The organism is Pantoea sp. Cr_R13, assembly GCF_029222565.1.
Lineage (GTDB): Bacteria > Pseudomonadota > Gammaproteobacteria > Enterobacterales > Enterobacteriaceae > Pantoea > Pantoea eucalypti.
The window spans coordinates 1-15,118 of sequence record NZ_JARHXL010000019.1 but is presented as its reverse complement, the minus strand read 5'-3'; the positions used below and the strand labels follow the sequence as shown (position 1 = coordinate 15,118).

Annotated in this window: 16 protein-coding genes and 1 other annotated feature; of the genes, 10 read left to right on the top strand and 6 right to left on the bottom strand. The window is 52.8% G+C overall.

Annotated features, from left to right (window positions below):
• Positions 1-2: 2 nt before the first annotated feature.
• On the bottom strand, positions 3-803 hold the full coding sequence (locus P2R09_RS19605) for an inner membrane protein YpjD (protein WP_275772179.1): 801 nt from the start codon (positions 801-803) through the stop codon (positions 3-5).
• 166 nt (positions 804-969) lie between these two features.
• Between P2R09_RS19605 and ffh the strand changes: the two genes are divergently transcribed.
• The 5 genes from ffh (at position 970) to rplS (ending at position 4,481) form a co-directional block, all read left to right on the top strand.
• Positions 970-2,331, top strand: coding sequence for a signal recognition particle protein (ffh, locus tag P2R09_RS19600; RefSeq protein WP_275772177.1), 1,362 nt, complete (start codon positions 970-972; stop codon positions 2,329-2,331).
• Positions 2,332-2,473: 142 nt separating this feature from the next.
• A complete protein-coding gene (rpsP, locus tag P2R09_RS19595; RefSeq protein WP_003849041.1) occupies positions 2,474-2,722 on the top strand; it encodes a 30S ribosomal protein S16 in 249 nt (82 codons plus the stop codon).
• 18 nt (positions 2,723-2,740) lie between these two features.
• Positions 2,741-3,289, top strand: a complete 549-nt coding sequence (gene rimM / locus P2R09_RS19590; RefSeq protein WP_003849039.1) for a ribosome maturation factor RimM — start codon at positions 2,741-2,743, stop codon at positions 3,287-3,289.
• A gap of 35 nt (positions 3,290-3,324) precedes the next feature.
• Positions 3,325-4,089 carry a tRNA (guanosine(37)-N1)-methyltransferase TrmD gene (gene trmD, locus P2R09_RS19585; RefSeq protein ID WP_003849037.1) on the top strand — a complete coding sequence of 255 codons (765 nt, stop codon included), beginning with the start codon at positions 3,325-3,327 and terminating at the stop codon, positions 4,087-4,089.
• A gap of 44 nt (positions 4,090-4,133) precedes the next feature.
• Entirely contained in the window at positions 4,134-4,481 is a 348-nt protein-coding gene (gene rplS / locus P2R09_RS19580; protein WP_003849035.1) for a 50S ribosomal protein L19, read from the top strand.
• A 95-nt stretch (positions 4,482-4,576) separates the two neighbouring features.
• Here the strand turns inward: rplS and P2R09_RS19575 are convergent, their stop codons facing one another.
• Positions 4,577-5,113: a GNAT family N-acetyltransferase gene (locus tag P2R09_RS19575; RefSeq protein ID WP_275772168.1), complete on the bottom strand. Its 537-nt coding sequence runs from the start codon at positions 5,111-5,113 to the stop codon at positions 4,577-4,579.
• Between the two features lie 289 nt (positions 5,114-5,402).
• Between P2R09_RS19575 and P2R09_RS19570 the strand changes: the two genes are divergently transcribed.
• Entirely contained in the window at positions 5,403-6,482 is a 1,080-nt protein-coding gene (locus P2R09_RS19570; RefSeq protein WP_003849031.1) for a 3-deoxy-7-phosphoheptulonate synthase, read from the top strand.
• 5 nt (positions 6,483-6,487) lie between these two features.
• Entirely contained in the window at positions 6,488-7,609 is a 1,122-nt protein-coding gene (tyrA, locus tag P2R09_RS19565) for a bifunctional chorismate mutase/prephenate dehydrogenase (protein ID WP_010248465.1), read from the top strand.
• Positions 7,610-7,641: 32 nt separating this feature from the next.
• On the opposite strand, the gene pheA is transcribed toward tyrA, so the two are convergent.
• The 4 genes from pheA to bamD form a co-directional block, all read right to left on the bottom strand.
• Positions 7,642-8,817, bottom strand: coding sequence for a bifunctional chorismate mutase/prephenate dehydratase (gene pheA, locus P2R09_RS19560; RefSeq protein ID WP_039660790.1), 1,176 nt, complete (start codon positions 8,815-8,817; stop codon positions 7,642-7,644).
• 22 nt (positions 8,818-8,839) lie between these two features.
• Positions 8,840-8,964: a sequence feature (Phe leader region), on the bottom strand.
• The gene (gene pheL / locus P2R09_RS19555) at positions 8,916-8,963 is read right to left on the bottom strand and encodes a pheA operon leader peptide PheL (protein ID WP_197066373.1); all 48 of its coding nucleotides are present in this window, start codon (positions 8,961-8,963) and stop codon (positions 8,916-8,918) included. It overlaps the preceding feature by 48 nt.
• 88 nt (positions 8,965-9,052) lie before the next feature.
• Positions 9,053-9,388 carry a ribosome-associated translation inhibitor RaiA gene (raiA, locus tag P2R09_RS19550; protein ID WP_003849030.1) on the bottom strand — a complete coding sequence of 112 codons (336 nt, stop codon included), beginning with the start codon at positions 9,386-9,388 and terminating at the stop codon, positions 9,053-9,055.
• Between the two features lie 280 nt (positions 9,389-9,668).
• A complete protein-coding gene (bamD, locus tag P2R09_RS19545) occupies positions 9,669-10,400 on the bottom strand; it encodes an outer membrane protein assembly factor BamD (RefSeq protein WP_003849029.1) in 732 nt (243 codons plus the stop codon).
• A 129-nt stretch (positions 10,401-10,529) separates the two neighbouring features.
• On the opposite strand from bamD, the gene rluD reads away from it, so the two are divergent.
• From rluD to clpB, 3 genes are all read left to right on the top strand, one after another.
• Positions 10,530-11,507 (top strand): 23S rRNA pseudouridine(1911/1915/1917) synthase RluD, encoded by a 978-nt coding sequence (gene rluD, locus P2R09_RS19540; protein WP_003849028.1) that lies wholly within the window; start codon positions 10,530-10,532, stop codon positions 11,505-11,507.
• A complete protein-coding gene (yfiH, locus tag P2R09_RS19535) occupies positions 11,507-12,235 on the top strand; it encodes a purine nucleoside phosphorylase YfiH (protein ID WP_275772158.1) in 729 nt (242 codons plus the stop codon). Before rluD ends, yfiH begins: the two co-directional genes overlap by 1 nt.
• Positions 12,236-12,348: 113 nt before the next feature.
• Positions 12,349-14,934 (top strand): ATP-dependent chaperone ClpB, encoded by a 2,586-nt coding sequence (gene clpB / locus P2R09_RS19530; protein ID WP_275772156.1) that lies wholly within the window; start codon positions 12,349-12,351, stop codon positions 14,932-14,934.
• Positions 14,935-15,118 lie beyond the last annotated feature (184 nt).

Sequence of the window (15,118 nt, the reverse complement as noted above, 5' to 3'; positions counted from 1 at the left end):
TTTTAACGAGAACCAGGGACAAGCAGATGCTGCAGGATGCGGCTGCCGAAGTAAGCCATGGTCAACAGCACCGCACCGCTGCAGTTAAACCAGACGACGCGGCGACCACGCCAGCCTTCATGATAGTGCCCCCAGAGCAAAACGATATAAACAAACCACGCGATGATCGAGAGCACGGCTTTATCGACTTTTTCTGCGCTGAAGAGATCCTGCATATAAAACAGACCGGTGCAGAGCACCAGCGTTAACAGCACGACGCCAACCTGGGTGATGTGAAACATCTTACGTTCGATGGTCAGCAGCGGCGGCATATCCTGGGTGAACGCCAGTCGCTTGTTTTTTAACTGATAATCGATCCACGCCAGCTGCAGCGCATAAAGCGCGGCGATGATCAGCGTTGCGTAGGCGAACAGCGACAGGCCGATATGGATCATCATGCCTGGCGTAGTTTCCAGATGCGTGATGAACGCATTGGGGACAAAGGTGGCAAAGGCCAGATTGATCAGCGCGAAGCTATAAACAATCGGCAGCAGTAACCAGCCGCGGTTGCGTGACGCCACAATGGTCATGATGGCGCAAATCAACAGGCTGACCAGTGAACCAATGTTAAGCAGGCTTAAGTTCTGTCCGCTATCAACAGCAAATATGCGTTGCTGCAAGGCCACCGCGTGTGTCACCAGCGCCACACAGGCAGAGAGCATCGCCATTCGCCGCCAGCCGCCGTTACGTTTCAACAGGCTGGGAATGATCAGGGCAAGACTTAAGGAGTAGGCGAATAGCGCCACTATCGCGAAAACGAACATAGATCCTTTCAGGTTCAGTCAGATAAGGAAAAAGGCAGTATAGCGCCAGCCGAAGCAGGCTCCAAACGATCTGAGGGGCAATTGCAGAGATCGCCGAGGCTTCGTGTTATAATCCGCCGCATTCTGCCGATCAGGCGCCTCGCGATCTTTTTTTTAGTGAGAGACCATGTTTGATAATTTAACCGATCGTTTGTCGCAAACCCTGCGAAATATCAGCGGCCGCGGAAGGCTGACTGATGAGAACATCAAAGAGACCCTGCGTGAAGTGCGCATGGCACTGCTTGAGGCTGACGTTGCGTTGCCGGTGGTGCGTGACTTCATCAACCGTGTGAAAGAGAGCGCGGTCGGTCATGATGTGAATAAAAGTCTGACGCCAGGTCAGGAGTTTATCAAAATCGTACGTAACGAACTCGTTGCGGCGATGGGTGCAGAGAACAATGCACTCGACCTGGCAGCACAGCCACCAGCCGTGGTGCTGATGGCGGGCCTGCAGGGTGCCGGTAAAACCACCAGTGTCGCTAAGCTGGGTAAATTCCTGCGCGAGAAACACAAGAAGAAAGTTTTAGTGGTTTCTGCCGACGTCTATCGTCCGGCGGCAATTAAACAGCTGGAAACGCTGGCACAGCAGGTTGGCGTGGATTTCTGTCCGTCCGATCTCAGCCAGAAGCCGGTCGATATCGTCAACAATGCGCTGCGTGAAGCTCGTCTGAAGTTCTACGATGTGCTGCTGGTGGATACCGCCGGTCGTCTGCACGTTGACGAAGCGATGATGGACGAAATCAAACAGGTTCATGCCGCGATCAAGCCGGTAGAAACCCTGTTTGTGGTCGATGCCATGACCGGTCAGGATGCCGCAAACACGGCAAAAGCCTTTAATGAAGCGCTGCCGCTGACCGGTGTTATTCTGACCAAAGTTGACGGTGATGCACGCGGTGGTGCGGCGCTGTCAATTCGCCATATCACCGGCAAACCGATCAAATTCATGGGCGTTGGTGAAAAGACCGAAGCGCTTGAGCCATTCTACCCGGAGCGTATTGCTTCGCGTATCCTCGGCATGGGTGATGTACTCTCCCTGATTGAAGATATCGAAAGCAAAGTTGACCGCGATCAGGCGGAGAAACTGGCTAAAAAGCTGAAAACCGGCGACGGTTTTGATCTCAATGACTTCCTTGAGCAGCTAAAGCAGATGCGCAACATGGGCGGCATGGCCAGCCTGATGGGTAAACTGCCGGGTATGGGACAGCTGCCAGATAACGTAAAGTCGCAGATGGATGACAAAGTGCTGGTGCGCATGGAAGCCATCATCAACTCGATGACGCGCAAAGAGCGTGAGAAACCAGAAATCATCAAAGGCTCGCGCAAGCGCCGTATTGCTACCGGTTCCGGTATGCAGGTGCAGGACGTTAACCGCTTATTAAAGCAGTTCGACGACATGCAGCGTATGATGAAGAAAATGAAGAAGGGCGGTATGGCGAAAATGATGCGCGGCATGAAGGGTATGATGCCGCCAGGTTTCCCTGGCCGCTAAAGCGTTCCACAAAAAAGCCCGAAAAGGCACGGTTTGGGTTGCTTTTTTCGCCAAAATGAGTAAAATTTTCGGGCTTTTTATACAGCACCCGGACCCCGTTCCTCGATGGGGGCCGGGTGTTTTATTAACTGAAGAGGATGTTATGGTAACAATTCGTTTGGCACGTCACGGCGCTAAAAAGCGTCCGTTCTATCAGGTCGTCGTCACTGACAGCCGCAATGCACGCAACGGTCGTTTCATCGAGCGCGTTGGTTTCTTCAACCCGATCGCATCTGGTCAGGCTGAAGGTCTGCGTCTTGATCTGGATCGTATCGAGCACTGGGTTGGCCAGGGCGCAACGCTTTCTGACCGCGTTAACGCGCTGGTCAAAGAAGCTAAGAAAGCAGCTTAATCTGTCACGGTGGTGAGCATGAGCAGACAACTTGCCGCACAGCCTCCTGTTAACCCAATTGTGTTGGGTAAGATGGGAGCCGCCTACGGTATTCGCGGCTGGCTCAAAGTGTTTTCCTCCACTGAAGACGCTGAAAGCATCTTCAACTACCAACCCTGGTTCATCCAGCGCGCCGGTAAATGGCAGCAGGTCGAACTGGAAGGTTGGAAGCACCACAATCAGGACCTGATCATCAAAGTCAAAGGCATTGAAGATCGGGATGCGGCGGCTCAGTTAACCAATTGCGAAATTCAGGTTGACTCGACGCAGTTGCCATCGCTGGAAGAGGGCGACTACTACTGGAAAGACCTTATGGGCTGCCAGGTAGTTAACCTTGAAGGCTACGAGATGGGTAAAGTCATCGATATGATGGAAACCGGCTCGAATGACGTTCTCGTCGTTAAGGCAAACCTGAAGGATGCGTTCGGTGCTCAGGAGCGGTTAATTCCGTTTCTTGATGAACAGGTTATCAGGAAAGTCGATCTCTCTACTGGCGTCATTGAGGTAGATTGGGATCCTGGTTTTTGATCTCCGAATCGAACGGTAACGTAACGGCGAATACAATGTGGATTGGTGTTATTAGCCTGTTTCCAGAAATGTTTCGCGCTATTACCGATTACGGGGTAACTGGCCGGGCTGTAAAAAACGGTCTGCTCAGCATTCAGAGCTGGAGTCCTCGTGACTTCACTCACGACCGGCACCGTACCGTGGATGATCGTCCTTACGGCGGCGGACCGGGAATGCTGATGATGGTACAACCCTTACGGGATGCCATCTCCGCAGCGAAAGCAGCGGCAGGTGAAGGGGCCAGGGTGATATATCTTTCACCTCAGGGTCGCAAACTGGACCAACAGGGCGTTTGCGAACTGGCGGCACGGGACAAGTTAATTCTGGTCTGTGGCCGTTATGAAGGGATTGATGAGCGCGTAATCCAGACCGAAATTGATGAAGAATGGTCAATCGGTGATTACGTTCTCAGTGGCGGGGAACTGCCAGCGATGACGATGATTGACGCAGTCGCCCGGTTTATTCCCGGCGTACTCGGCAAGCAGGCGTCGGCCGATGAGGATTCGTTCTCTGAAGGTTTGCTGGATTGTCCGCACTATACCCGACCTGAAGTGTTAGACGGCGTGGAAGTCCCGGCAGTATTACTGTCAGGTAACCATGCTGATATTCGCCGCTGGCGTCTGAAGCAGTCGCTAGGCCGTACCTGGCTGAGAAGACCTGAACTTCTGGAAAACCTGGCTCTGACTGAAGAGCAAGCAAGGTTGTTGAATGAGTTCCAGCGGGAATCTCAGCAGCAACAAAACGATGATGTGGAAGAGTAAGCTCTTCCCCGACTATCAGTTTACCCAGGATATGAGATTTAATTATGAGCAACATTATCAAGCAAATTGAACAAGAGCAGATGAAACAGGACGTACCTTCCTTCCGCCCGGGTGATTCCGTGGAAGTGAAAGTATGGGTCGTTGAAGGTTCTAAAAAACGTCTGCAGGCATTCGAGGGCGTGGTTATCGCTATTCGTAACCGCGGTCTGCACTCTGCATTCACTGTTCGCAAAATTTCTAACGGCGAAGGCGTTGAGCGTGTATTCCAGACTCATTCACCTGTAATTGACAGCATCGCTGTTAAACGTCGTGGCGCTGTGCGTAAAGCCAAACTGTACTACCTGCGTGAGCGTACTGGTAAGTCTGCTCGTATTAAAGAGCGTCTTAACTAAGGTATCGCTAACGCGACATCTAAAAGTTAATAGCAAACAAGGGGTTGGCATCTGCCAGCCCCTTTTTTTGTCAGTGACAACCTTGCTGCCTGCAGTCAACCGGCGTCCGGCCGGTGAAAATGATAAATCGCCGTATTAACCGGTCCCGCCGCTAATACGATCAGGCCATAGCGACAGCCAATAAACTGCCCGCCGCACTTTTCAGCGACTCTCCGGCTGGCCAGATTGTCCTCCGCCGCCAGAATTTCAATCAACCGGGTCTCCGGTCGTGAAAACCCCAGAGGGAGTAGCTTTGCCACCGCGCGGCTGGCAATTCCCTGACGCTGGACGTCACTGCGAACCCAGTAACCTATTGCGCTGGGGTCACCCGGATGGCGGGCAAAGCGTATTCCTGCGCCCCCCAGCAGCTGGTCATGCTGATCAACAATCGCAAACTCTTCCGCTTCCTCCTTCATCCGTTGCCAGTGGGTAAAGCGGATCCAGCTTTCGGCATCATGAGGCTGGTAATCGTGATGCGCCCAGACCATCCACGGAATCAGGCTGTCCAGAGAAGCATTGACCGAAGCGGTAAACGCGGAGACGTCGCTTAGCAGAAACGGTCGAAGTGAGATGTTCAGTGGGGAGGCGTGCATTATGGACTCAGCCTGAAAATAAACAATATTCTCATTTTGCCTGCAACAGACAGAAACGCAACAAGAGTATATGTAAACTTTATTTTACATTAAGGAGGCTGTCATTAATTCCGTCATTAAATTTAAATAAATGATATGTATGATTTTATTTGTCAGTTGGTTGGTTTATTCAGACCTGTGGTAATAAATATGTACATGTAATCTTGCGCTATGTATTGTCTGTGATACAGTATTTGCAATCCTCAATGAGGAGCCCTTATCCGCTATATCGAGCCAAAGGATCGCCATCATGCAAAAAGACGCGCTGAACAATGTGCATATCGCCGGTGAACAGGTATTGATCACGCCTGAAGAACTGAAAGCGAAGTTTCCACTGACCACTGAACAGCAGGATCAGGTCGCGGCGTCCCGCCAGACTATCTCTGACATTATTGCCGGCCGCGATCCGCGTCTGCTGGTGGTGTGCGGACCCTGCTCGATTCACGATACCGAAGTGGCACTGGACTATGCTCGTCGTCTGCAAACGCTTTCTGAACAGCTGAAAGATCAGCTCTATATTGTGATGCGCGTCTATTTTGAAAAACCCCGTACTACCGTTGGCTGGAAAGGGCTGATCAATGATCCTTACATGGATAACTCGTTTGATATGGAAGCGGGTCTGCATATTGCGCGCCAGCTGCTGGTGAACCTGGTTGAAATGGGCTTGCCGCTGGCCACAGAAGCGCTGGATCCGAATAGCCCGCAATACCTGGGCGACCTGTTCAGCTGGTCGGCGATTGGCGCACGGACGACAGAATCTCAGACACATCGTGAGATGGCCTCGGGCCTGTCGATGCCAGTCGGCTTTAAAAATGGCACCGATGGCAGTCTGGGTACAGCAATCAACGCGATGCGTGCTGCTGCAATGCCGCACCGTTTTGTCGGGATTAATCAGGCCGGTCAGGTCTGCCTGCTGCAGACTCAGGGCAATCCGGATGGTCACGTAATTCTTCGTGGTGGCAAAGCGCCGAACTACGGTCCCGAAGATGTCGCGCAGTGTGAAAAAGAGATGCTGAAGGCGGGACTGCGTCCAGCCTTAATGATAGATTGCAGCCATGGCAATTCGAATAAAGACTACAGCCGTCAGCCTGGCGTAGCGGAATCCGCTATTGCGCAGATCAAAGACGGAAACCGTTCAATCATTGGTTTGATGCTGGAAAGCCATATCAATGAAGGTAACCAGTCTTCTGAGCAGCCACGCAGCGAAATGAAGTATGGCGTTTCCGTAACCGATGCGTGCATCAACTGGGAAGTGACCGAAACGTTGCTGCGTGAGATGCATCAGGATCTGCAGGGAGTGCTGTCGGCGCGTCTGTCACAAGAGGTGTAAGAGCAATGGTGGCTGAACTGACCGCGTTACGCGATCAAATTGACAGTGTTGATAAGGCGCTGCTGGATCTGCTGGCTAAACGGCTGGAGCTGGTGGCTGAGGTAGGGGAGGTGAAGAGCCGTTACGGTCTGCCTATCTATGTCCCTGAGCGTGAAGCGTCAATGCTGGCTTCGCGTCGCAAAGAGGCAGAGGCGCTCGGTGTCCCCCCGGATCTGATTGAAGATGTGCTGCGTCGCGTGATGCGCGAGTCCTATACCAGCGAAAATGACAAAGGCTTTAAAACCCTCTGTCCTGAACTGCGCCCGGTGGTGATTGTCGGCGGCAAAGGCCAGATGGGCCGGTTATTTGAAAAAATGCTCGGCCTGTCAGGCTACACAGTTAAAACGCTGGATAAAGAAGACTGGCCTCAGGCTGAAACGCTGCTCAGCGATGCCGGTATGGTCATCATCAGTGTGCCGATTCACCTGACCGAGCAGGTTATTGCACAGCTGCCGCCACTGCCGGAAGATTGTATTCTGGTGGACCTGGCGTCTGTGAAAAACCGGCCTCTGCAGGCGATGCTGGCCGCCCATAATGGTCCGGTGCTGGGTCTGCACCCGATGTTTGGTCCGGACAGCGGCAGCCTGGCAAAACAGGTGGTGGTCTGGTGTGATGGCAGACAGCCGGAAGCGTATCAGTGGTTCCTGGAGCAGATTCAGGTCTGGGGTGCGCGTCTGCATCGTATCAGCGCTGTAGAGCATGACCAGAACATGGCGTTTATTCAGGCACTGCGTCACTTTGCCACCTTTGCCTACGGTCTGCATTTAGCCGAAGAAAACGTGAATCTTGATCAGCTGCTGGCACTCTCATCGCCTATCTATCGACTGGAGCTGGCAATGGTAGGGCGGTTGTTTGCTCAGGATCCGCAGCTTTACGCGGATATCATTATGTCTTCAGAGAGTAATCTGGCGCTGATCAAACGTTATTACCAGCGCTTTGGTGAAGCGATTGCGCTGCTGGAGCAGGGCGATAAACAGGCATTCATTGCCAGCTTTAACCGGGTCGAGCAGTGGTTTGGCGATCACGCGAAACGCTTCCTGGTGGAAAGCCGGAGTCTGTTACGCTCGGCTAATGACAGTCGGCCATAAACGAAAAAGGCATCCCTGCGGATGCCTTTTTGCTATTCAACGGTTTCATCGCCGGGTTCAGCGGGTATCACATTCTCGCTGGGGTAACAGCCCAGCACCTTCAGAGAACGGGTCATGGTTTGTAATTCCTGCAGAGCCTGCTGCATCCGCTCTGATTGCAGGTTACCCTGCACATCAATGTAAAACATCTCTTCCCACGGATTGCCATTAATCGGACGTGACTCCAGCTTGCTCATAATCAGGTTGTGCTGACGCAGCACCAGCAGTGCATCAACCAGCGCACCCGCCTGCTGGCCGGTTGCCATAATCAGTGTCGTTTTCGCTGGCACCTGATCTGAAACCTCAATGGCTTTGCGAGCCAGCACAATAAAGCGGGTATGGTTCTGCTGCTGGTTTGCCAGATTACGTTCCAGTACCTGCAACTGATAGAGCTCACCACCGGCTTCACTGCCTAATGCTGCCACCTTAGGTGAATTGAGCGCAGCCACTTTCTCCATTGCTGCTGCGGTACTCTCGGTGTATTCGATTTTCCAGTGCGGGAAACGGTTAATGAACTGGCTACATTGCTGGAAGGGCTGAGGATGGCTGTAAACCGTCTCAATCTGCTGCAGATCGGCAGGGCCATTCACCAGCACGCAGTGGTCGATAGGCAATGTCAGCTCGCCCACAATGGAGAGGCTGGTCTGTTGCAGCAGATCATAGACATCATTGATAGAGCCTGAACTGGTGTTCTCAATCGGCATCACCGCGTAATCAGCCACGCCGTTTTCTACCTGCTTGATGATGTCGTGAAACTTCAGGCAGCCACACTCCACCATGCTATCGAAATGACGTGACGCGTAGTTGCGAGCGGCAAGATGCGAGTAAGAGCCTTTCGGGCCGAGGAAGGCGATACGGGCGGCATGCGCATGGGGATGATTGAGGTTTTTCTGCAGCAGTGCTTGCTGAGTCAGCACTGAATCTTCAATAACCAGCTGGAACAGGCGGGTGATGTAGTGCGCATCCAGTTTATGCGCTTTACCCAGTACAATCAGATTCTCCAGCAGCGCACGTTCGCGTTCCACATCCCGAATCGGGCGATGCGTGGCAAGTTTTGCATGTGCGACTTCCACTGCCAGCAGACGACGCTCGGCCAGCAGCGTCAGAAGTTTTTTATCCACTGCGCTGATCTTATCGCGTAACGCCAGCAAGGGATTGTCGGGATTCATAGGGCTCACCTGTATGCTATCCAATAAAAAAGCCTCCCGGTTGGGAGGCTTCGTTGTTCGTCTTCGCTTTCATTTTCACACGACGAATAGCCTCCCGTTCAGGGGAAGGTAAAAAAGAAAGCGAAGAAAAACAGAGTGGGTTTCATCGTAATGTCCGAAATGTGAGTGACCTGAGAGTAACCGTACTGCTTAAAAGCTGTCAATAAAAAACGCGCCCGGAGGCGCGTTAAGAAAATCAGGACTCTTCGTCGGCGGGGATAATGTCTTTTACGCTGGCACTGGCGCGGCGGGCTTCAGACTTATGCTGAACTTTATTCAGCTGACGTTCGAGTTTCGCAATCAAATCGTTGATGGCGGTGTACATATCGTCGTGCTTGGCGCTGGCCACCAGAGTCCCGTTCGGTGTGTTAATAGTGGCATCAGCCACGAATTCTTTGGGCTCTTTGGACAGGACAATATGCGGATTAATCAGGTCGGTTTGCCATTTTTCGAGCTTGGCGAGACGGTCTTCAACATGGCTTCGGATTGCCGGGGTGATGTCCATTTGTTTACTGGTAATGTTCAGAATCATTATTCTTACCTCTCTGTCATTTCCGTCTTGGTCTTCTCAGCATAGCGCGAAAAAACGTTAAATGTGAGATTTTGATCACGAAAAAATGTCACTTTTTGTCAGTTACAACATTCTGTGAGAAAGGCAGAGAAACTCGCTGAAATGGCTTGAAGCGAAATGATTAACACGGCATGCTGGATGAGTTAGCTCGCTGGAATCAGATCCAAATCTGACTGTTCTTCGGGCAAAAAAAAGCAGCCATCGCAGGCTGCTTTTTTTGTGGCTGAAATCTGTCGGGCTATCAGCTTTTGTTGACTGCAATGATTTTCGCCACTTTGTCAGCTTCAGCGTTCAGCTGCAGATTACGGTAAGCATTTTCCATCAGCGGCAGGGCATCGTGTGTCGCCTGCGTATCCGGATAATCGCGCATCATACCTTCTACACGGTTAACAACCGCGACATAAGCCTCACGCTTAGTATAGAATTGCGCCACTGACAGCTCATATTTAGCCAGACGGTCTTTCAGATAGACCAGGCGTTTCTGAGCATCAGCCGCATACTGGCTGTTCGGGTAATTACGCAGCAGCTGGGAGAAGTCGCGGAAAGCATCACGAGCGTGCGTCGGATCGCGGTCAGAACGATCAATACCAAAGAAGCCCTGCAGCGCGGAGTCATCCAGCGCCATGTCCGTCAGACCTTTCATATAGATGACATAGTCAATGTTCGGATGCGTGGGGTTCAGACGCATAAAGCGAGCAATGGCAGCCTGCGCCAGGGGCAGATCGGCATTTTTATAGTACGCGTAGATTAAATCCAGCTGCACCTGCTGCGAATAAGGACCGAACGGATAACGATTATCCAGCGCTTCCAGTTGCTTAATCGCGGCTTTAAAGTTACCGTCCTGCAGCTTTTGCTGCGCTGTAGCATAGATTTCAGAAGGCGGGTTGTCCGGTACCGCGTCATTTGAGCCGGAACAACCAACAAGTGCCAGGCTCAGTGTGGCAGCAGCCACCAGATGTTTCATACGCGTCATGACGAAGTGATTATCCTCAAATGTTATGGCGGAAGCTGTCCGTATAGCTCCCGGTAATGACCAGGTACGATAGCACATTATATTAAACGGCATCGCCGTGAAAACCCAACGTTAACGAAGAAGCTGTATATGGCACAACAAGTTCAACTCACCGCAACGGTATCCGAATCACAACTCGGACAACGTTTAGATCAGACTTTGGCGGAATTGTTCCCTGATTATTCACGTTCCCGCATAAAAGAGTGGATCCTCGATCGTCGCGTTACTGTAAACGGCGTTATGGTCGATACACCCAAAGAAAAAGTGCTGGGCGGCGAGCTGGTCGCGATTGACGCTGAGATCGAAGAGGCACAGCGCTGGGAACCTCAGGATCTGCCACTCGACATCGTTTATGAAGATGAAGACATTATTGTCATCAACAAACCACGTGACTTTGTGGTTCACCCTGGCGCCGGTAATCCGGATGGCACGGTGTTAAACGCCTTACTTCATCACTACCCTGCGATTATGGATGTGCCACGCGCCGGCATCGTACACCGCCTGGATAAAGACACCACCGGTTTAATGGTGGTCGCGAAAACCGTTCCGGCTCAGACGCATCTGGTGGACTCGCTGCAGCGTCGCGAAATCACCCGTGAATATGAAGCGGTCGCGATTGGCAATATGACGGCGGGCGGCACGGTTGAGCAGCCTATCAGCCGTCACTCCACCAAACGTACCCATATGGCGGTTCATCCAATGGGCAAACCGGCGGTGACGCATTATCGCATCATGGAGCATTTCCGGGCTCATACCCGTCTGCGTCTGCGTCTGGAAACGGGTCGTACTCACCAGATCCGTGTGCATATGTCTCACATCAGCCATCCGCTGGTGGGCGATCCACTTTACGGTGGCCGTCCGCGTCCGCCTAAAGGGGCATCAGAGGCATTTATTACTACGCTGCGCGGTTTCGATCGTCAGGCACTGCACGCCACGATGTTGCGCCTCTATCATCCAATCAGTGGTATTGAGATGGAATTCCATGCTGCGCTTCCACAGGACATGGTTGATTTAATCGCGGCGTTAAAAGCAGACACTGAAGAATTTAAAGACCAGATGAATTGGTGATGAGTCTGATTACGCCGCAATGGCCCGCCTCGTCACGCGTTCGGGCCTGTTCGACGCAGCGACAGGGTGGCGTAAGCACGTCGCCCTGGGATGCGCTGAATCTCGGCGGGCACGTGGGAGATAATCCGGATGTGGTGGCGCGTAACCGTCAGTTGCTGGTGGATAAGGCGGATTTGCCCGCTATGCCGCAGTGGCTGGAGCAGGTTCATGGCACGGAGGTCGTGCGTCTGACTGCAGGCGGAAGTACGCCATTACGTGCTGATGCCTGCATTACCGATCAGTCCGGCGTCGTCTGCGCCATCATGACCGCTGACTGTCTGCCGGTGCTGTTCTGTTCGCAGGATGGGACGGAAGTGGCGGCAGCACATGCAGGCTGGCGCGGGCTTTGTGCCGGTGTACTGGAAAATACGCTGGCGCAGTTTCGTTCCCCGCCTGAGCAGATTCATGTCTGGCTGGGGCCGGCCATCGGACCAGATGCGTTTGAGGTTGGCGCAGAAGTGCGTGAGGCTTTTATGGCGCAGGATCCCCGCGCTGTGCAGGCTTTCCGTTCATCAGGCGACCGGTTTTACGCGGACATCTGGCTGCTGGCGCGTATGCGGCTGCAGGCAGCGGGCGTCAATTCAATCAGCGCCGACAGCCGCTGTACCTTTACGCAACGCGACGATTTCTTCTCCTTTCGTCGTGATGGGATCACCGGGCGTATGGCAACTTTGATCTGGCTGTTATAACCTTACGCCATAAGACGGTCCAGTTAGCGTATTTTTTACTCAAATCTCAGGTCATTAACCTTGAAATTTTGAGGGATGACCTCATTTAATCTCCAGTAGCATTTTGACCTGTAATGGGAGGAATTATGCGTCTGGATCGTCTTACTAACAAATTTCAGCTGGCTCTCGCCGACGCGCAGTCCCTGGCTCTGGGACACGACAACCAATTCATTGAACCTCTGCACCTGATGAGCGCGTTGCTCAAACAGGAAGGCGGATCGGTTTCACCTTTACTGACTTCGGCGGGTATCGACGTCACTCCTTTTCGCGCTCAGCTCGAGCAGGCTATCGATCGCCTGCCACAAGTTGAAGGCAGCGAAGGGGATGTACAACCCTCATCTGACCTCGTCCGGGTGTTAAACCTGTGCGACAAGCTGGCGCAGAAGCGCAATGACAACTTTATTTCATCCGAATTATTTGTTCTGGCTGCCCTGGAATCCCGTGGTTCACTGGCCGATCTGCTTAAAGCAGCAGGCGCAACGCGCGAAAAAATCACCAGTGCGATTGAACAGATGCGGGGAGGAGACAACGTGAACGATCAGGGGGCTGAAGATCAGCGCCAGGCATTAAAGAAATACACTATCGACCTGACCGAGCGTGCAGAAAAGGGCAAACTCGATCCGGTGATTGGGCGTGATGAAGAGATTCGCCGCACCATTCAGGTTCTGCAGCGCCGTACCAAAAATAACCCGGTGCTGATTGGTGAACCTGGCGTGGGTAAAACCGCGATTGTCGAAGGGCTGGCGCAGCGCATCATTAACGGTGAAGTGCCTGAGGGCCTCAAAGGTCGTCGGGTGCTGGCGCTGGATATGGGGGCACTGGTCGCCGGGGCGAAATATCGCGGTGAGTTCGAAGAACGTCTGAAAGGGGTGCTGAGCGATCTGTCGAAACAGGAAGGCAACGTCATTCTGTTTATCGACGAACTGCACACTATGGTCGGTGCGGGTAAAGCGGACGGTGCGATGGACGCGGGCAATATGCTTAAGCCTGCGCTGGCGCGTGGTGAACTGCACTGCGTGGGTGCCACCACACTGGATGAGTATCGTCAGTATATTGAGAAAGATGCCGCGCTGGAGCGTCGTTTCCAGAAAGTCTTCGTGGCTGAGCCAAGTGTGGAAGACACCATCGCGATTCTGCGTGGCCTGAAAGAGCGTTACGAACTGCATCATCATGTGCAGATCACTGACCCGGCCATTGTCGCGGCAGCAACGCTGTCTCATCGTTACATTGCTGATCGCCAGCTGCCGGACAAAGCCATTGACCTGATTGATGAGGCGGCATCCAGTATTCGTATGCAGATGGACTCCAAGCCGGAGTCACTCGATCGCCTGGAGCGCCGTATCATTCAGTTGAAACTGGAGCAGCAGGCGCTGAAGAAAGAGGCGGACGATGCCAGCATCAAGCGTCTTGAAATGCTGGAAACCGAGCTGAATCAGAAAGAGCGTGAATACGCCGAGCTGGAAGATGAGTGGAAGACAGAGAAAGCCTCGCTGTCCGGCACGCAGAACATCAAAGCTGAACTGGAGCAGGCGCGTCTGAATTTAGAGCAGGCCCGTCGTCAGGGCGATCTCGCTCAGATGTCAGAGCTGCAGTACGGTAAAATTCCGGCACTGGAAAAACAGTTAGCCGCAGCGACCCAGGCTGAAGGTAAAACCATGAAGTTACTGCGCAACCGCGTAACAGATGTGGAGATCGCCGATGTGCTGGCGCGCTGGACCGGTATTCCGGTGGCACGCATGATGGAAGGTGAGCGTGATAAGTTGCTGCGCATGGAGCAGGATTTGCATGGCCGGGTCATTGGACAGGATGAAGCGGTAGAAGCGGTATCGAATGCCATACGCCGTAGTCGTGCAGGTCTCTCTGATCCTAACCGGCCTATCGGCTCTTTCCTGTTCCTGGGTCCAACCGGGGTAGGTAAAACCGAACTGTGTAAGTCGCTGGCTAATTTCCTGTTCGACAGTGACGATGCGATGGTGCGTATCGACATGTCCGAGTTTATGGAAAAACATTCAGTGTCACGGCTGGTGGGTGCACCTCCGGGCTACGTCGGCTATGAAGAGGGCGGATATCTGACCGAAGCGGTGCGCCGTCGTCCTTATTCCGTCATCCTGCTGGATGAAGTTGAAAAGGCGCATCCTGATGTCTTCAACATTCTGCTGCAGGTGCTGGATGATGGGCGTCTGACGGATGGACAGGGCCGTACGGTCGATTTCCGTAACAGCGTGGTGATCATGACCTCTAACCTGGGATCAGATTTAATCCAGGAGCGGTTCGGTAATCTCAGCTATCCGGAAATGAAAGATATTGTGATGGGTGTGGTCGGACAGCATTTCCGTCCTGAATTCGTGAACCGTATCGATGAGGTAGTGGTGTTCCATCCGCTGGCGGAGAAACACATTGCGTCCATTGCGCAGATTCAGCTGCAGCGGTTGTACAAACGTCTGGATGAACGTGGCTATCAACTGCACATCTCCGATGATGCGATTAAACTGCTGGCGGAAAATGGGTATGACCCGGTCTATGGTGCGCGTCCGCTGAAACGTGCGATACAGCAGCAGATCGAGAACCCGCTGGCTCAGCAGATCCTTGCAGGTTCGCTGGAGCCGGGTAAAACCATCGAAATGGATGTCGTTAACGACGTCATAACGGCACATCAGTAATAGTGCGAATCGAAAAACGGGCCTCTGGCCCGTTTTTTTTACCCTTTTAAGGGTTTTTTGCTTACTTACTGTTCTTTTTGGCTGCAAAGTGAACGGTCAGAAAAAATGTCTTAATTTGCACTTGCGCTATCTCAGCCGTTCCCTATAATGCGCCTCCACTGACACGGCAAACCGCAAACGGAAA